General features: G+C 69.5%; 15 protein-coding genes. 6 read left to right on the forward strand and 9 right to left on the reverse strand.

What is annotated here, in order from left to right:
• Positions 1 to 579 precede the first annotated feature (579 nt).
• Positions 580 to 1788: an MFS transporter gene (locus BM388_RS02060; RefSeq protein WP_089846705.1), complete on the forward strand. Its 1209-nt coding sequence runs from the start codon at positions 580 to 582 to the stop codon at positions 1786 to 1788.
• 73 nt (positions 1789 to 1861) lie between these two features.
• Here the strand turns inward: BM388_RS02060 and BM388_RS02065 are convergent, their stop codons facing one another.
• The 5 genes from BM388_RS02065 to BM388_RS02085 all read right to left on the reverse strand — a co-directional run bounded on the left by BM388_RS02065 (position 1862) and on the right by BM388_RS02085 (position 7612).
• Positions 1862 to 2716, reverse strand: a complete 855-nt coding sequence (locus tag BM388_RS02065) for a universal stress protein (RefSeq protein WP_089846709.1) — start codon at positions 2714 to 2716, stop codon at positions 1862 to 1864.
• A 64-nt stretch (positions 2717 to 2780) separates the two neighbouring features.
• Positions 2781 to 4271 (reverse strand): SulP family inorganic anion transporter, encoded by a 1491-nt coding sequence (locus BM388_RS02070; protein ID WP_089846712.1) that lies wholly within the window; start codon positions 4269 to 4271, stop codon positions 2781 to 2783.
• A gap of 608 nt (positions 4272 to 4879) precedes the next feature.
• Positions 4880 to 5671, reverse strand: a complete 792-nt coding sequence (locus BM388_RS02075) for a slipin family protein (RefSeq protein ID WP_089846714.1) — start codon at positions 5669 to 5671, stop codon at positions 4880 to 4882.
• Between the two features lie 58 nt (positions 5672 to 5729).
• On the reverse strand, positions 5730 to 7241 hold the full coding sequence (locus tag BM388_RS02080) for an NfeD family protein (RefSeq protein ID WP_245781436.1): 1512 nt from the start codon (positions 7239 to 7241) through the stop codon (positions 5730 to 5732).
• A 56-nt stretch (positions 7242 to 7297) separates the two neighbouring features.
• Positions 7298 to 7612 carry a putative quinol monooxygenase gene (locus BM388_RS02085; protein WP_089846716.1) on the reverse strand — a complete coding sequence of 105 codons (315 nt, stop codon included), beginning with the start codon at positions 7610 to 7612 and terminating at the stop codon, positions 7298 to 7300.
• 114 nt (positions 7613 to 7726) lie between these two features.
• Here BM388_RS02085 and BM388_RS02090 point away from each other — a divergent pair, with 114 nt between their 5' ends.
• Positions 7727 to 8131, forward strand: a complete 405-nt coding sequence (locus BM388_RS02090; protein ID WP_089846717.1) for a VOC family protein — start codon at positions 7727 to 7729, stop codon at positions 8129 to 8131.
• A gap of 224 nt (positions 8132 to 8355) precedes the next feature.
• On the opposite strand, the gene BM388_RS02095 is transcribed toward BM388_RS02090, so the two are convergent.
• On the reverse strand, positions 8356 to 9066 hold the full coding sequence (locus BM388_RS02095) for a hypothetical protein (RefSeq protein WP_089846719.1): 711 nt from the start codon (positions 9064 to 9066) through the stop codon (positions 8356 to 8358).
• A 176-nt stretch (positions 9067 to 9242) separates the two neighbouring features.
• Here BM388_RS02095 and BM388_RS02100 point away from each other — a divergent pair, with 176 nt between their 5' ends.
• The 4 genes from BM388_RS02100 to BM388_RS02115 are packed head-to-tail and all read left to right on the forward strand — an operon-like array spanning position 9243 to position 14021.
• Positions 9243 to 10331, forward strand: a complete 1089-nt coding sequence (locus BM388_RS02100; protein ID WP_089846721.1) for an aminoglycoside phosphotransferase family protein — start codon at positions 9243 to 9245, stop codon at positions 10329 to 10331.
• Positions 10332 to 10379: 48 nt separating this feature from the next.
• Positions 10380 to 11660, forward strand: a complete 1281-nt coding sequence (locus BM388_RS02105) for an ABC transporter substrate-binding protein (protein WP_089846723.1) — start codon at positions 10380 to 10382, stop codon at positions 11658 to 11660.
• Positions 11661 to 11709: 49 nt separating this feature from the next.
• Positions 11710 to 13389, forward strand: a complete 1680-nt coding sequence (locus BM388_RS02110; protein WP_089847024.1) for an ABC transporter permease — start codon at positions 11710 to 11712, stop codon at positions 13387 to 13389.
• The gene (locus BM388_RS02115) at positions 13386 to 14021 is read left to right on the forward strand and encodes an ATP-binding cassette domain-containing protein (protein ID WP_175535017.1); all 636 of its coding nucleotides are present in this window, start codon (positions 13386 to 13388) and stop codon (positions 14019 to 14021) included. The genes BM388_RS02110 and BM388_RS02115 overlap by 4 nt, the downstream gene beginning before the upstream one ends.
• 56 nt (positions 14022 to 14077) lie before the next feature.
• Here BM388_RS02115 and BM388_RS02120 read toward each other — a convergent pair whose 3' ends face one another.
• Genes BM388_RS02120 through BM388_RS02130 form a run of 3 tightly spaced genes read right to left on the reverse strand, consistent with a single transcriptional unit; the run spans position 14078 to position 16364 of the window.
• Complete coding sequence (locus BM388_RS02120) at positions 14078 to 14767, reverse strand: C40 family peptidase (protein ID WP_089847026.1); 690 nt, start codon at positions 14765 to 14767, stop codon at positions 14078 to 14080.
• Positions 14768 to 14796: 29 nt separating this feature from the next.
• Complete coding sequence (locus tag BM388_RS02125) at positions 14797 to 15318, reverse strand: hypothetical protein (RefSeq protein ID WP_089846727.1); 522 nt, start codon at positions 15316 to 15318, stop codon at positions 14797 to 14799.
• Positions 15315 to 16364, reverse strand: a complete 1050-nt coding sequence (locus BM388_RS02130) for a DUF3179 domain-containing protein (protein WP_089846729.1) — start codon at positions 16362 to 16364, stop codon at positions 15315 to 15317. Before BM388_RS02130 ends, BM388_RS02125 begins: the two co-directional genes overlap by 4 nt.
• Positions 16365 to 16405 lie beyond the last annotated feature (41 nt).

Here is a 16405-nt window from a genome sequence, read left to right on the forward strand (position 1 = left end):
GGGCCCTCGCCTGCGAGGCAATGGGCAAGCCACACGGCAGCCGGGCCACGACATGACGGCAGTGTCCCAGTGCCTGCGGGTCAGGGAGCGTCGGGCCGGTAGGAGAACCCCTGGCGGTCCTATGAGGCTCCCGCCCTCCGGGGCAGGGTGACCCTCGAGCGTAGAGCAGGGTAGCTCCGCGACGAAGTGATGACAGGTCGGTACCCAACCCACGAATACCAGAGAGATCCACCGTCGCTGATAGCCCCTCGCTTCCTGACCCGTAGGCATTGAGGACAACCGCATGCACTGAAGAGACAACCGAGCCCTTGACAGGTCAATCCATACCAGGACCTCCTCGTCGGCTTGCCCCCAGCGCACCTCAGCGATAGCCCTGGTTCGCGTCGCTCACGCCCGCCACCCTGAGCGCTCAGCTGCTACCCTAGGGCGCTTCGGGTGTCGCGGCCGCGACGGCCCCATCTTGCCACTGCGGCCGGGCCATCGCACTCCCGTCGTGCCCGCGACGCCACCTCGGGCGCGCCATCTCGCTCCTGCCATCCACTCCATGCCGCTCAATCCATGTCACCCCGGGAGGTCATCATGGGCTATCGCATCCTGCTGCGGGATCATCGCGGGCTGCTGAGCATCGCCTTTCTGGCGATGTTCTCCTCGAGCCTGGGTCAGAGCTTCTTCATCGGGCTCTTCCAGGCGCCGATCTCGGCCCGGCTGGGCTTAAGCGCCGGCCAGTTCGGCACCGCCTATGCCCTGGTCACCCTGGCGGCCGGCTTCGCCATGCTGCGTTTCGGCCCGCTGATCGACTGGGTGGCGCCGCGGCGGTTCGCCCTGGCGGTGCTCGGCGCCCTGCTCACCGGGGTCGCGCTGCTCACCCTCTCGCCCTGGTGGCTCCTGGGGGTGCTGGGGCTGGGCCTGGTGCGCCTGTGCGGCCAGGGCATGATGACCCATCTGGGCAACACCCTGGCCGGCCGCGAGTTCGAGAGCCTGCGGGGCCGCGCCCTGGGCCTCACCGGCATGGGCATCATGCTGGGCGAGACGCTGCTGCCCCCGGTGATCGCGACTCTGCTGGTGTGGCTGGGCTGGCGGCAGCTGTGGTGGCTGTTCGCACTGGTCCTGGCGCTGCTTTGGGTGCCACTGCTGCTGCGCGGCCCCTGGCCGGCGGCGCCCGGCACGCGTCCGGTGCGCGGGGAGCGCCGCGGCGGGCCACGCCCCTTCCGCGAGGCGCGCTTCTGGCAGCTGCTACCGCTGCTGATGATCCTGCCGGTGACCATGACTGGGCTCTTCATTTACCAGGCGCGCATGACCGAGGACCTGGGCAGCTCGCTCGCCGTCTATGCCCTGGCCCTGACCGGCATGGGCATCGCCAAGCTGCCTGGCGCCCTGCTGGGCGGACGCTGGGTCGACCGCCTGGGGCCGGTTCGCCTGGCCCGGCTCTACCTGCTGCCGTTCGCCCTGGCCCTGGCGCTGGCCATCACCTTCGGCGGCCACTTCGGTATCTGGGCGCTGATGGTCGGCGGCGGGCTCGCCATGGGGGCCCAGGAGTCCATCGCCACCAGCCTGCTGGTGCGCCTGTGGGGCGCCGATCACCTGGGCACGGTGCGCGCCACCCTGAGCGCCGCCATGGTCTTCTCTACCGGCATCGCCCCGGCGCTGCTGGGCGTGGCGCTAGATCTCGGCGCCTCCTTCACCTTGGTGCTGGTCGGCATGCTGGCCTTCCTGGTCATCGGCTGGATGCTGGCCCAGGGGGTGCTGGCGAGTCCCGAGGCCCGGGGCTGCGACGCGATCCCGGGGTGAGACCCTCCAGGGGCTGAGACGACGACGCCGGCCCAAGGGCCGGCGTCGTCGTGTCGGGCGGGGAGGCGCGCGATCAGCGCAGCAGCAGTACCGGCAGGCTGGTGCGACGCAGCATGGTGGTGGTAGTGCTGCCGACCAGCAGGTGGCGCACCCGCGAGTGGCCGTAGGCGCCCATCACCAACAGGTCGATGCTGTGCTCCTGCTGGTAGCCGCGCAGGGTCTCCTCGACGTCGCCCGCACGGATCGCCCCCTCGGCCTCGTGACCGGCCTCGCGCAGGGTCGAGAGCGCCCACTCGAGCTGCGAACGATTGTCGCCGGTCTCGGCGCCGACGATGACCACGTGGCAGGTGATGCCGTTGAACAGCGGGCTCTTGGCTAGCATCTCGACCCCCTTGCGGGTGGTCTTGCTGCCGTCGAAGGCGATCATCACACGCTCGGGGCGCGTGAAGGTCTCCGGCGCCATCAGGATCGGCCGGTGCAGAGTGCGCACCACCCGCTCCAGGTTGGAGCCGAGGTGGTCGCTGGCCTGATGAGCGCCCTCGCCGCGCTTGCCGATCACCAGCAGGCGCATGTCGTTCTCGAGCTCGGTCAGGGTCTCCACCAGGGTGCCGTTGCGCTGGCGGGTGGCGGGGTCCGCCACGCCGTCCTCGAGGGCCCGCTCCTTGGCCGCCTTGAGCATCAGCCGGCCCTGCTCCTGGGCCACCTTGGCGCGCTGCTCATCCAGGTGGGAGAGCTCCTCGAGCAGGTGCTCCCTGGCCCCGAGCCCAATATTCCCGGAGAGGTCCGCCTCGGCGGTCTGGGGATGGTTGTCGACCACGTGCAGGAAAGTCAGCGGCGCATCCAGCGCCAGGCTGGCCCAGGCGGCGTAGTCGCACACCCCTTCGGAAAACTGCGAGCCGTCGATGGCGGCCATCACCTGTTCTGTCATCGTCTTGTCCTGAAGCTGGCGTTTATGATCATCTCTTCACCTTCTACATCATCCGTCCGGCAGGTCAATGGCCGCCCATCAGCTTCTCGACGGCTTCCGGGTCGTCGTGCACCGCGTAGCGGTCGACGATGGTGGCGCTCGCCTCGTTGAGGCCGATCATCTCTACCTCGGTGCCCTCGCGACGGAACTTGATCACGATACGGTCCAGCGCCTGGACGGCGGTGATGTCCCAGAAGTGGGCGCGTGAGAGGTCGATGGTGACCTTCTCCACCGTCTCCTTGAAGTCGAAGGCGTTACTGAACCGCTCGGAAGAGGCGAAGAACACCTGGCCCACGACCGTATAGACCCGCGCATTGCCCTCGTCGGCCTCCTCGCTGCCGATGTAGAGGATGTTGCCGACCTTGTTGGCGAAGTTCATGGCGGCGAGCAGCACGCCGACGAAGACGCCGATCGCCAGGTTATGGGTGCCCACGGTCACCACCACGGTGGCCACCATCACCATGTTGGTGCTCATCGGGTGCTTCTTGAGGTCCTTGATGGAGCTCCAGCTGAAGGTGCCGATGGAGACCATGATCATCACCGCCACCAAAGCGGCCATGGGAATCTGGGAGACCCAGTCGGACAGGAACACCACCATCATCAGCAGCGCCACGCCGGCGATCAGGGTCGACAGGCGACGGCGACCACCGGACTTGATGTTGATCACCGACTGGCCAATCATTGCGCAGCCCGCCATGCCGCCGAGCAGACCGGCGCCGAGGTTGGCGATGCCCTGTCCCTTGCACTCGCGGTTCTTGTCGCTCTGGGTGTCGGTCAGGTCGTCAACGATGGTGGCGGTCATCATCGACTCCAGCAGGCCCACCACGGCCAGCATCAGCGAGTAGGGCAGGATGATCATCAGCGTCTCGAGATTGAGCGGGACCTCGGGCCACAGGAACACCGGCAGGGTGTCGGGCAGCTCGCCCATGTCGCCGACGCTTCGGATCTCCATGCCGGTGAGCATGTAGACCGCAGTCAGCACCAGGATGCAGACCAGCGGCGAAGGCAGCAGCTTGCCCACCTTCGGCAGGTAGGGGAAGCCGTAGATGATCGCCAACCCCGCCGCCGTCATGGCATACACATGCCAGGTCACGCCGGTGAGCTCGGGTAGCTGGGCCATGAAGATCAGGATCGCCAGGGCGTTGACGAAGCCCGTCACCACCGAGCGCGACACGAAGCGCATCAGCTCGGCGAGCCTGAGATACCCCGCCAGTATCTGGAAGACGCCGGTCAGCAGGGTGGCGGCCAGCAGGTACTGCAGGCCGTGCTCCTTGACCAGGGTGACCATCAACAGCGCCATGGCCCCGGTGGCCGCGGAGATCATGCCGGAGCGCCCGCCGGCAAAGGCGATGATCACGCAGATGGCAAAGGAGGCGTAGAGGCCGACCTTGGGGTCGACTCCGGCGATGATGGAGAAGGCGATCGCCTCGGGAATCAGCGCCAGGGCGACGACGATGCCCGAAAGCGTGTCGCCCTTAAGGTTGGAGAACCAACTCAGTTTCATTTTTTCGTACATACTGCGGTCCAGTCAGGGGGTGATGGTTGGGCCGTGAGGCGTCGGGATCCTGGCGTGCGCATGCCTTACCCCGCGCCGCGGTGGCGCTGTCGCGATGGCACATTCAGGAGAGGGCGGAAACCGCCGGCGCGCGCGCAGGGGCGCCCGCGACATCATCGTGATGTCGAGCGATGACGCACCGGTGACGGCGGCATCGCCGGGAGATAGGAAGGGTGCGCTAGGGCGGCGTGGCCAGCCCTGCCAGGGGAGTCATCACGTGCTGTCGTTTCCCTTGCTCGGCATCGGTGGGGGCCTCATCGGACGAAGAGTCGAATCAATGCACCCAACAAGAGCGCGGGAGTCTAGCAGAGATGGGGCAGGGGTGCATCCGAGCCCGCCGGTACTTCAGGGCTATCGCAGTTAACTCGGCCTCGAAAGCGAAAGGCGCCGGGGACAGGTCGAAGAAGGGTCCGGAGGCCAGGGAAGGCGGAGGTAGCGTACAGGGAGGTATTCACAGCGCCCCCTCGAAGGCCTGTCGCCGGGAAAGCCTTGAGCGATGTTGCCAACTGCGATAGCCCTGGCCGGTCCTTCGGCGCCCCCGCGGATCTTCACAGAGGCGCCGATAGGACTCAGGAGGCGTCGCCCGCGTCGCCGTCGGTGCGCGCCTGGGCGGCAGGCGAGGCCTTCATGTGCTTGAAGGCCTCCAGCAGGTCCATGGGCATCGGAAAGACGACGGTGGAGTTCTTGCTGCCCATATCCGCCATGGTCTGCAGGTAGCGCAGTTGAAGTGCCGCGGGGTTGGCAGACAACACGTGTGCCGCCTCGACCAGCTTCTGCGAGGCCTGCAGCTCGCCCTCGGCGTGGATCACCTTGGCGCGGCGCTCGCGCTCGGCCTCGGCCTGGCGGGCGATGGCGCGAATCATGCTCTCGTCGAGGTCAACGTGCTTGATCTCCACGTTGGCCACCTTGATGCCCCAGCTCTCGGCGGAGCTGTCGATGATCTCCTGGATGTCGTCATTGAGCTTGTCACGCTCGGAGAGCATCTCGTCCAGGTCGTGCTTGCCGAGCACCGAGCGCAGCGTGGTCTGGGCCAGCTGGCTAGTGGCGTTGACGAAATTCTCCACCTGGATGATCGCCTTCTCCGGATCCACTACCCGGAAGTAGAGCACCGCGTTGACCTTGACGGTGACGTTGTCCTGGGAGATGACGTCCTGCTCCGGGACGTCCATGGTGATCACCCGTAGGTCGACCACCACCATCTTCTGGATGCCGGGGATGATGATCAGCAGGCCCGGCCCCTTGACCGCCTGGAAGCGGCCGAGGAAGAACACCACCCCGCGCTTGTACTCGGGCAGGATGCGGATCGAGGCCGCCAGCAGCATGATCAGCAGGACGACCGGAACGAGGTAGGAAAGCAGCATGGTGTCGGCTCCTTGGTTGGGCCGGACGATGCGGATCATCGACCGTGCCGGGTGGGCCTCAGGACGATGAGGCCAGCGGTTCGACCTCCAGAGTCAGACCGTCGACCGCGGTGACGCGGACCAACTGCCCGCGGGCGAGCGGTTCGGGGCTGCGCGCCCGCCAACGCTCGCCCATCAGCCGCACGTGGCCCTGGTCGGTGAAATCCTCGAGGACCAGCGCCTCGCTGCCGACCAGCTCCTCCTGGCCGATGCGCGGCGGGCGACGCCGCAGGCCGATGAAGCGGGTCATGACCCACAACATCAGGCCCGCCGCGAGCAGCGCGATGCCGCCGATCATCGGCAGCGAGATGTTCAGGGTATCCGCGTCCATCAGTATCACCGATCCGATCACGAAGGCGACGATGCCGCCGATGCCGAGAATGCCGAAACTGGGCATCATTGCCTCGCCCACGATCAGCCCCAGTCCCACCAGGATCAGCGCCAGTCCGGCGTAGTTGACCGGCAGCACCTGGAAGGCGAACAGCGCCAGCAGCAGCGAGATGATACCGATGGTGCCCGGCACCAGGCTGCCCGGGTTAGAGAGCTCGAAGATCAGCCCGTAGAAGCCGATGATCATCAGGAAGTAGGCGACGTTGGGGTTGGTGATCACGGCCAGCAGCTCGGTGCGCCAGTCCGGATCGAAGCGCTCGACGACCAGCTCCGCGGTGGAAAGGGTGCGCTCCCCGTCGTCCATTACCACGCTGCGCCCGTCGAGCTGGGCGAGCAGGTCGTCCAGGTCGCTGGCCACCACCTCGATGACGTTCTGCTCGAGCGCCTCCCGGGCGGTGAGGTTAACCGCCTCGCGCACCGCCCGCTCGGCCCAGTCGGCATTGCGGCCGTGGCGCTCGGCCAGCGAGCGGATATAGGCGACGGCATCCTCCAGCACCTTGCGCTCCATGGCCGTCTCGCCGCGGCGCTTGGCGGGCTCCTGTGCGCTCTCGTCCTGGCGGGCGCTGCCTGCGTCTTGCGTCGACTCGCCCTGGGACGCCTCGCCGTCGGCGGCTTCCTGCACGGCCCCCTGCGATTCCGGCACGGGCTCGGATTCAGGTTCAGTCTCAGGTTCAGACTCGCTCAGACCCGGCAGCCCGCCGCCCCCGCCGAGCTGCACGGGGGTGGCCGAGCCGAGGTGGGTGGCCGGCGCCATGGCTGCCACGTGGCTGGCGTAGAGCAGGTAGGTGCCGGCGCTGGCGGCCCGGGCCCCGGCCGGCGAGACGTAGAGGGCGACCGGCACGGGGGAGGTGAGCATGGCGCGAATCATCGCGCGCATCGAGGCGTCGAGCCCACCGGGGGTGTCCATCTGCACCACGACGAGCTCGGCCTCGCGCTCCTCGGCCAGTTCCAGGCCGCGCTGGAAGTAGTCGCCGATGGCCGGCCCGATGGCATCGTCGATGGTCATCACCATGGCAAGTCCCGCCTCCGGCTGGGCCTTCTGAGCCTGGGCCTGCCAGGCGAGCAGGGCGCCCAGCGCCAGGCATACCAGGCTTAGCCAGAAGAGGACTCGACGTTTGGCATCCGGTCGATTCGGCATCATGACCCCTCGCCTCGGCATATCAGATTATTCCTGTGATACCGGGCGACGGGATTCGTTCAGGCCTCGCCGCGCGCCCCGGGATTCGTCGCCAGCACGTCGGCACGAATCACCGACTGCTCGGCGATCAGCTCGTTGACCACCGCGCGGCTGGCCTGGTAGTGCGCGGTTTCCTTGTGGGCCGCCAGGGCCTCTTGGTCGGCGTAGATCTCGTAGAGGTGGAAGAGGTCCGGGGTGTCGCGATCCTCGAGCACGTCGAAGACCAGGCAGCCCGGCTCGTCGCGCACCGAGGCCTCGGCGTTGGGCAGCATGGCCTCGAGGAAACGGGCCCGGGTGCCCGGCTTCAGGCGGGTCTGAACGATGATGCAATACATGGCAGGCTCTCTTGGTTGGTGGAGATAAGTGGTGGCATGGGTTGTGGAATGAACGTAATTATGGAAACATTTTCCAATAATATTCATTAAGCCCCGTCCCGTCGAGGAGGTCCCATGCAACGTCCCGCCCCGTTCAACGGCATGCGCCATATCGCCCTGCAGGTCCAGGACCTCGAGGCCTGCGAACGTTTCTACGTGGACATCCTGGGCCTGGCGGTGCTGCGCCGGGCCCACGAGAACCTGGTCTACCTGACCCTAGGCAACGACAACGTCTCGCTCTCCCGCGCCAAGGCGCCCACCGGCGGCGATCCACAGCGCCTCGATCACTTCGGCTTCGTGGTCGATGCCCGTGAGGACGTGGACGCCTGGGAGGCGTTCCTGCGCGATCAGGGTGTCGAGGTGACCCGCGGCGCCCACGATCATGGCGACGGCGGGCGCAGCCTCTACTGCAAGGACCCGGACGGCAACAGCGTCCAGCCGCTCTACCATCCGAGCGTCTCCGGCCAGCGCCTGGCCTGAGGCCGATGCGATTTGCGGCGGCGACGAGCCGCCGACTCCCCGAGCATGTCTTTCATGCTGACTCGTTTGGCGCCATCGGCAACGGTGGCGCCCTTTTTCGTCGCCGCCCCGTGGGAACACCCACCGGCGAGCCGATGGCGACGTTGGCCTGGAGGATGGCCCGGGGCTCGAGGAGCCTGACGCTCAGAGAAGTGCCTAGACGAGGGAAGTGCCCAGAGCAGTGCTCAGAGATCGTGGGGCTCGCCGGCCACGCGCTTCTGCACCTCCACCACGTAGGCCGCCAGCGAGGTCAGCTCCTCGCCGCCCCAGGCCAGCGGCTCGGCGGCCATCGGGGCGACCATGCAGATCTGCACCATCTCGTCGGCGTGGACCTCCGACATGCCGAACTGGTTGTCGGCCATCGCCACCCGGTGGGGGAAGGGCTGCTGGAAGGTCGCCTGGTAGCCGGTGTCCTGCCCATCGCTGCCGTGACAGCTCGCGCAGGCCAGGCCGTTGCTGCTCAGGGAGGTGTCGTAATAGAGCGCCTCGCCGCGGGCCAGCATCTCCTCGGTATTGTCGCCGCTCTCGTTGTAGGCCGGCGCGTAGTCATCGGGCCTGGCGACCGCGGCGGCGGGGCCTCCCTCGGCTTCACCCTCTGCTTCCCCCTCTGCTTCACCCTCTGCCTCGGCTTCACCTTCTGCCTCGGCTTCACCTTCTGCCTCGGCCTCGGCTTCGGCTTCGGCCTCTCCCTCCGTATGATTGCTGGCCAGCAGCAGGGGTGCCTCGTCCGCGTTTGTGAAGGCCGCCGCGCCCGGATCGTCGCCCGGCGGAGCGCCGCCCGGAGCCGCCTGCAGTGCGGCGCCGCCGGCCACCAGCGCCAGCAGCGGGGCCGTGTAGGCCAGTTGTCGACTCAGGCGGCCCAGCAGCCTGCGGCGTTGTTCGTCGTGCTGTGACATGATCTCACCCTCCGCGGTGCGTGTTCGAGACGCGGCGCAGACGCCAACGGGGCATCCGCGCTACCGTTGTGTCGCCCCGGGCGGCGCGGGCTTACAGCCGCCGCACTGGAGGGCCGTGTAAGGAAGCTCGCCCCTATGCGACCATCGATGACCATCGTCCCCGATCAAGGAACGTCATGCCGGACACCGCCTCTCGCCCCGACACGCCGCGGGCCCCGTCGACCCTCTGCGAGCCGCTGGCCGCGGCGCTGGCCCGCGCAGGCCTCGACGCGGGTATCGCGGCCCTGCACCCGATGGCCGACACGGGCCTCGCCCATCATCACCTGTGGCTCGAGCGGGAACGGGACGACTGGGTGGCGCGACTGCCGAAGCAGAGCCAGATGCGACTCGACCCCGCCGCCAACCTCGCCTACCAGGCGGCCTGCTTCACCCGCGCCAGCCGCGGCGGCCACGCCCCCGCGCTATACGGCCTGCTGCCACCGGGCCCGGAGCTGCCCCGCGGCGGGCTCCTGGTCAGCGCCGTTCGCGGCCGCCCGGCGCGCCTGCCCGAGGACCTGCCCCGCCTCGCCGAGGCGCTGGCCAGCCTCCACGGGCTGGCGGTGCCGGACGCCGAGGCGCGCGCGCCGCTGCTCTCCCCCGCCGATCCCTGGGCCGCGATGCTCGAGGAGGTGGGCGAACAGGCCCGCTTCCTCGAGCAGGCCGACCTCGCGAACGATGCCCGCCGCCTGATCGAGGCCGAGCTAGCCGCCCTGCCCCGGCAATTGCCGCCGGGACCCGGCGCCGAGACCCGGCTGATCAGCTTCGATGCCCACCCCGGAAACTTCCTGATCACCGAGACCGGTCGAGCGGTGCTGGTGGACCTGGAGAAGTGCCGCTACGGCCTGGTCGGCTTCGACCTGGCCCACGCCAGCCTCTATACCTCCACCACCTGGGACCTGACGAGTCGCGCCGAGCTGACCCCCGCCGAGGTGGCCGCCTTCTATCGCCACTGGATCGATGCCATGGACCTCGCGGGAGACGTCGACACCCTACTGGCGTGCCGGCGCGCCATGTGGCTCTGGTCGCTGACCTGGTGCGCCAAGTGGCGGGCCAGCCACCGGCGCGAACAGGATTCGCAGCGACACGGCGAGGACTGGTCCGAGGAGTTGAGCGACGACGCCCTGATCGCCCACGTGCGCGACCGCGTCGATCACTACCTCTCGGTGGCCGCCATCGAGCACGTGCGCCGCGAGCATCGCGAACTGCAGCGCCACCTGTCGCCCTGACGCCCCCTTGATCACGCCCCTTTTACCTTCACTACGAGGAACTCCACGATGCGCGCTCTGTCTCCCCGGCCGGCTCCCCGATCAGTCCCACGGCTCGCCGCCCTGCTGCCGGCCCTGCTGACCAGCACGGGCCTGTCGGCCGCCCCCGACCCGGCCGACTGGCCGGCCGTGCTCGAGGAAGCCCGCGGCCAGACGGTCTACTGGTACGCCTGGGCCGGCGATCAGCGCACCAACGACTATATCGACTGGGTGGCCGGGCGCGTCGACGAGCGCTTCGGCATCGACCTCGAGCACGTGAAAGTGGGCAATACCGCCGAGGCGGTCTCCCGGGTGCTGGCGGAGAAGCAGGCCGGCAACGACGACGCCGGCAACGTCGATCTGATCTGGATCAACGGCGAGAACTTCGCCGCCATGAAGGAGAGCGACCTGCTGTTCGGCCCCTTTGCCCGCGCGCTGCCGAACTTCGCCCTGACCCGCCCGGCGGACAATCCTGAGGTGGTCACCGACTTCACCCTGCCCACCGAGGGCTACGAGTCCCCCTGGGGCCGGGCGCAGATCACCTACTACTATGACAGTGACGCGTTCCGCGGGGACAGCCATGAGCGCCTTGAAGACAGCGACGCCCTCGACACGCCCCCCCAGAGCATTCATGAACTGCTCGACTGGGCTCAGGCCAACCCGGGGCGCTTCACCTACCCGCGGATTCCCGACTTCACCGGCAGCACCTTCCTCAAGCAGGCGCTGATCGAGCTTACCGACCGGGATGAGGCGCTCTACGCGCCGGTCGAAAAGAGCGACTTCGCCGCCGTCACCGCCCCGCTGTGGGACTACCTGGACGCCCTGCACCCCCACCTGTGGCGAAGCGGCCGCCAGTTTCCCGCCAGCGGCCCTGAGCTGCGCAGCCTGATGGGCGACGGCGCGCTCACGCTGGCCTTCACCTTCATCCCCTCGGAGCCGGCCGCGGCGGTGGCCGACTACGAGCTGCCGGAAAGCACCCGCAGCTACGTGCCGGCAAGCGGCACCCTCGGCAACGTGCACTTCGTGGCCATCCCCTACAACTCGCCCCACCAGGCCGGCGCCATGGTCGTCGCCGACTACCTGCTCTCCCCCGAGGCCCAGGCGACCAAGCAGGATCTCGACGTCTGGGGCGATCGCACCGTGCTCGACGTCGCCCAGCTGCCGGCGGAGGACCGGGCGCGGTTCGCACTGGACCAGGCGAACCCGGCGATGCTGCCGGCGGGCGCCCTCGAGCGCACCCTGCCCGAGCCGCACCCCAGCTGGATGACGGCGCTGCAGGACGCCTGGCAGGACCGCTACGTCGGACAATGATGGCCTGCGCTAGCGCCCCGCGAACGGGCGAGACGGGGCCGGCCCGATGATGCTGCGCCTCGCCCCCATGCTGATCGTCACCCTGCTGGTCGCGCCGATCCTGGCGGGCCTCGCCATGGCCCTGCTGCCGGCCTTCGGCTACCTGCCGGCGCTCGGCGGCGAGGCCTTCTCGCTGGCCCCCTGGCGGGCGCTGGCCGCCCAGCCGGGCATCGGGCGTTCGGTGGCCATCAGCCTCGCCGGCGGCCTGGTCGCCACCGCCATCTCGCTTTCGGTGGTGCTGCTCTACCTGGCCGCGGCGAGCGGCAGCCGTCTCGACCGCTGGATCCGGCGCCTGGTCTCGCCGCTGCTCTCCATTCCCCACGCCGCCGCGGCCTTCGGGCTGGCCTTTCTGATCGCCCCCTCGGGGCTGCTCGCGCGGCTGGCCTCGCCGTCGATGACCGGTTGGGAGCGCCCGCCGGATCTGCTGATCGTCCAGGATCCCTGGGGGCTCTCGCTGATCGCCGGGCTCGTCATCAAGGAGGTGCCCTTTCTGCTGCTGATGAGCCTGGCGGCGCTGCCCCAGCTCGACGCCGAGCGCCGCGTGGCCATGGCCCGCTCGCTGGGCTACCGCCCGGCCATCGCCTGGCTCAAGGTGGTGGCGCCGGCCCTCTACCCGCTGATCCGCCTGCCGGTGTTCGCGGTCGTCGCCTATGCCTCCTCGGTGGTGGACGTGGCGATGATCCTCGGCCCGACCCTGCCCCCGACGCTGGCCGTATCGATCCTCACCTGGTTCAGCGACCCCGACCTCGACCAGCGCTTCCTCGCCTCGGCCGGCGCGATCCTGCAGCTCGGCGTTACCGCCACGGCGCTGCTCGCCTGGTGGGGACTGGAGCGGCTCATGGCCAGCCTGATGAAGGCCTGGATCGCCCGCGGCGGCAGGCGTCGCGGCGAGACGAGCCTGCACCTCACCGGCAAGCTCTGGATCCTGCTCGCCACGGGGGTCGCCTTCGCCGGGCTCGGCGGCCTCGCGATCACCTCGGTGGCGGGGTTCTGGCGGTTTCCCGAGGCCCTGCCCCGGAGCGTGACGCCGGATCACTGGGCCCAGGCGCTGCCCGCCCTCGGCGGGCCGCTCGCCTCGACGGCGCTGATCGCGCTCGGCGCGACCCTGCTCGCCGCGGTGCTGGTGCTGGCGGCGCTGGAGAACGAGCAGCGCACCGGACGCACCGCCTCGAAGGCGCTGTGGCTGCTCTACCTGCCGCTGATCGTGCCGCAGATCGCCTTCCTCTTCGGCCTGGTGGTGGTGATGGAGCAGCTCGGCACCCGCCCGACCCACGGTCTGATCATCTTCGGCCACCTGCTGTTCGTGCTGCCCTACGTCTTCCTGTCGCTCTCGGAGGCCTACCGGCGGATCGACCCGCGCTGGACGCGGCTGGCCCTGACGCTCGGCGCCTCGCGCAATGCCGTCTTCTGGCGGGTCCGCCTGCCGATGCTGCTGGCCCCCCTGCTCACCGCCTGTGCGGTGGGCCTGGCGGTGAGCATCGGCCAGTACCTGCCCACCCAGCTGCTGGGCGCGGGACGGGTCACCACCGTCACCACGGAGGCGGTCTCGCTGGCCGCCGGCGGCAACCGTCGGGTGATCGGGGTCTGGGCGCTGGTCCAGGCCTGCCTGCCGCTGGTGGGCTTCGTGATCGCCATCGGCCTGCCGAAGTTGCTATGGTCCAACCGCCGCGGCATGCAGGGAGCCCCATGACCACGCCCCATCGACTCGAACTTCGCGACGTCCGGATACAGCTCAGTGGCAAGACCCTGGTCTCGCTCGACACCCCCATCGCCCCGGGCGAGGTGCTCACCGTCATGGGCCCCTCCGGCTCGGGCAAGTCGACCCTGCTCGCCTACCTAGCCGGCTTCCTGGCCCCGGAGTTCCAGGCCAGCGGTCGGGTGCTGCTGGACGGCCGCGACATCACCGCCCTGCCCGCCGAGCGCCGCGGCATCGGCCTGCTGTTCCAGGACCCGCTGCTCTTTCCCCACCTCTCGGTGGCCGGCAACTTGCGCTTCGGTATGCCCAGAGCCGGCGCCGACAAGGCCGCCCGGGTCGATCAGGCCCTCGCGCACATCGGGCTGGCCGGCTTCGGCGAGCGCGACCCGGCCACGCTCTCCGGCGGCCAGAAGGCGCGCGTCGCGCTGATGCGCCTGCTGCTCTCGGCGCCCTGCGCGGTGCTGCTCGACGAGCCTTTCTCGAAGCTCGACACCCACCTGCGCCAGGCGATGCGCCGGCTGGTGTTCGACCGCCTGCGCGAGGCCGGCCTGCCCAGCCTGCTGGTGACTCACGACCGCGAGGACGCCGAGGCGGCCGGCGGGCGGGTGATCGAGCTCTCCTCCTGAATCGCGTCGCCCTGGAGCGTATCGTGCTCGAGCGTATGTCCTGGGCCGTATCGCGTTCAGGTCGACTCCTGCCACGCCAGGGCGTGGGGATCGAAGCCGCCGACGAGCCGCGGCTTAACGACCTCGAACCAGGGGGAGAGATCGAAGTCCCGCGGGGTGAAGAGGCTATGGTGGCGACGCCGGAACACCCGCGAACGGCCCGCCACGGGGATCGGCAGGATCGGGTAGCGAACCGACTGGAAGGCCTCGGCGATCAGGGTCGAGCAGATGGCGCGGGTCGGATCACCGCTGCCGAGTCCCAGCATGTGCCGACGCCAGGGCGTCGGCACGGGCGGCAGGGGCAGGAGATAGCGGGCCAGGTCGAGGAGGTTGCGCAGGTCATAGCGGTGACCCACGCGGGCGCAGACGAAGGCGATCAGCCGGTCGATCTCCGCCGGGCCCAGCCCCACCGGGCGACAGATGCGCAGCGCATGGCCGTCGAACGCCTCGAAGCCCACCACGCGCACTCCCTCCGACAGGTCCGCCTCGACGAAACTGCCCTCGCCCACGTAGAGGGCGGCATGCGACCAGGTCGACTGCGTCAGGTACTTGATCACCGTGCTGATCCGCGAGGAGCCCTCGACCAGCAGGACATCACCGGGCTCGAGACACGCCTGGATGTCCTCCTCGACGGGCTGCTGGGGGCAATGCCAGGGCCTCGGGCAGGAGAGCCAGCCCCCGAGGCCGTGACCGCATCGATCGAGCATGCTCGACATTCCGCTCGCCCTCCCGTCGCTCATGAGGTGGAGGCGGCCAGCCGCCTGGCCAGCATGCCGAGGCTGGCCAGCAGCAGCAGCGCCGCCAGCGGCAGCAGCCAGGGGAGCACCGGGATCAGGACCCCGGCCAGCGGCAGCCCCAGCCAGATCAGCACCATCGGCGCGCAGCAGGCGCCGCCGGCGAGCAGGGCCGGCAGCGCGGCCAGCAGCGGGCCGCCCGGGGCGCGCCAGGGGCAGTGGCGCGTGCCGTGGCGCAGCCGCCAGCCCAGCACCAGGCCCAGCAGGGTATTGAGCGGACTGAAGGTCCAGATCCAGGGGCCCGCCTCGATCAGCCCCACCGGCTCGAAATAGAGGGGGCCGCGCGCCTGCCAGACCCGCTCCCAGGCGGGGAAGCGCGCGGCGAGCCCCCCGCCACCGCCGGGGCCGAGATCGCCGATCACCCAAAGATAGAGCCCGGCATAGGCAAGCCCGACGCCTCCGACGAGCGCCGCGTCCCGGGGGCGCCCGACCAGCGCGTCGCGCAGGGCGGCGAGCGCGGTCATGGTGCGTCCTCCGGCGCCCCGTAGAGCAGGGTCTCGGGATAGAAGGCCGCCCAGGCGAACCACATGGCCTCGAAGGCATTGATCGGCTCGAGCGCCTCGGTACCGCCGCCGCTGACACCCGCCGGGCCGAAGGTCAGCTCATCGACGCGGATCGCGACGCGCCGAGGATTGTGAAACACCCAGCCGGTATCCAGGCCGGCATCGCGGATCACCGTGTAGTGGCTGTCGCCAAGCGCAAGCTCGATCACCGCCTCACGGCGCAGCGCCTCGCGGGTCACGGCGGCCGCGCCCTGGCGGGTGCGAAACCCCAGCACGCTGGCCTTGGGCGGCAGGCGTCGGCTCTCCGCCATGACCGGGAAGAGCCGGCCGCTCTGCGGGCGGTAATAGCCGCGTCGGGGGGCGTAGCCGCCGTAGGGGTCGCGTCGATAGTTGCGCACGTGGCCGGTCTCGCGGCTGAGCACGCGGGTGTCCGGGTGGCGCGCCTTCCAGGCGCCCCAGGTGGTCCAGACGACCCTCAACTCGTCGAGCCCCTGTCCCGCCAGGGGACCGTCGATGGCCACGCCGAGCATCTGCGGCACCTCGCTGCCGGTGATGCGGTCGTACATGACCAGGTTGCTGTTCACCAGCCGCCCGGAGACGCCCAGCTCGGCGTCGCCGCGATGAAAGCCCAGGGCGCTGCCGGTCAGCGGGCAGTAGGTGATGCTCAGGGGCCGGCCGGCCACGCTGTCGTTGACGATCTCGTGCCACACCAGGATGCGCTGCGGGTAGGCGCGGGCCTCGCCGTCGAGGTAGAGGCCGATGATCCGGTCGTTCGCCGCGAGCAGCGCATCGGCCGCCGCCACCGATTGAAAGCGGGGCCGGTCGATGGAGGGAATGCCGTCCTTGCCGGGGCCGCCGGAGCGCACCGCCTGGCGAAACTCTTGCAGGGAGTACGCCAGGGGCACGGTGGGCGCCTCCAGGGTGGGCAGCGACGCGCCCGCCGCTACCGGGAGAAGCCCAAGCCAGCCGACGCACAGCAGGAGCGGGAAAAGACGCCACCGGGACATGAATCACCTCCCTGCGCGGCGGATGCCGACGCGCCGCGAAT

The organism is Halomonas saccharevitans (assembly GCF_900116405.1).
Lineage (GTDB): Bacteria > Pseudomonadota > Gammaproteobacteria > Pseudomonadales > Halomonadaceae > Halomonas > Halomonas saccharevitans.

What these genes read in the sequence shown, in the direction of transcription:
- BM388_RS02060 (WP_089846705.1), top strand. Translation starts at nt 580, where the DNA reads ATGGGCTATCGCATCCTGCTGCGGGATCATCGCGGGCTGCTGAGCATC.
- BM388_RS02065 (WP_089846709.1), bottom strand. Translation starts at nt 2,716, where the DNA reads ATGACAGAACAGGTGATGGCCGCCATCGACGGCTCGCAGTTTTCCGAA.
- BM388_RS02070 (WP_089846712.1), bottom strand. Translation starts at nt 4,271, where the DNA reads ATGTACGAAAAAATGAAACTGAGTTGGTTCTCCAACCTTAAGGGCGAC.
- BM388_RS02075 (WP_089846714.1), bottom strand. Translation starts at nt 5,671, where the DNA reads ATGCTGCTTTCCTACCTCGTTCCGGTCGTCCTGCTGATCATGCTGCTG.
- BM388_RS02080 (WP_245781436.1), bottom strand. Translation starts at nt 7,241, where the DNA reads ATGATGCCGAATCGACCGGATGCCAAACGTCGAGTCCTCTTCTGGCTA.
- BM388_RS02085 (WP_089846716.1), bottom strand. Translation starts at nt 7,612, where the DNA reads ATGTATTGCATCATCGTTCAGACCCGCCTGAAGCCGGGCACCCGGGCC.
- BM388_RS02090 (WP_089846717.1), top strand. Translation starts at nt 7,727, where the DNA reads ATGCAACGTCCCGCCCCGTTCAACGGCATGCGCCATATCGCCCTGCAG.
- BM388_RS02095 (WP_089846719.1), bottom strand. Translation starts at nt 9,066, where the DNA reads ATGTCACAGCACGACGAACAACGCCGCAGGCTGCTGGGCCGCCTGAGT.
- BM388_RS02100 (WP_089846721.1), top strand. Translation starts at nt 9,243, where the DNA reads ATGCCGGACACCGCCTCTCGCCCCGACACGCCGCGGGCCCCGTCGACC.
- BM388_RS02105 (WP_089846723.1), top strand. Translation starts at nt 10,380, where the DNA reads ATGCGCGCTCTGTCTCCCCGGCCGGCTCCCCGATCAGTCCCACGGCTC.
- BM388_RS02110 (WP_089847024.1), top strand. Translation starts at nt 11,710, where the DNA reads ATGCTGCGCCTCGCCCCCATGCTGATCGTCACCCTGCTGGTCGCGCCG.
- BM388_RS02115 (WP_175535017.1), top strand. Translation starts at nt 13,386, where the DNA reads ATGACCACGCCCCATCGACTCGAACTTCGCGACGTCCGGATACAGCTC.
- BM388_RS02120 (WP_089847026.1), bottom strand. Translation starts at nt 14,767, where the DNA reads ATGCTCGATCGATGCGGTCACGGCCTCGGGGGCTGGCTCTCCTGCCCG.
- BM388_RS02125 (WP_089846727.1), bottom strand. Translation starts at nt 15,318, where the DNA reads ATGACCGCGCTCGCCGCCCTGCGCGACGCGCTGGTCGGGCGCCCCCGG.
- BM388_RS02130 (WP_089846729.1), bottom strand. Translation starts at nt 16,364, where the DNA reads ATGTCCCGGTGGCGTCTTTTCCCGCTCCTGCTGTGCGTCGGCTGGCTT.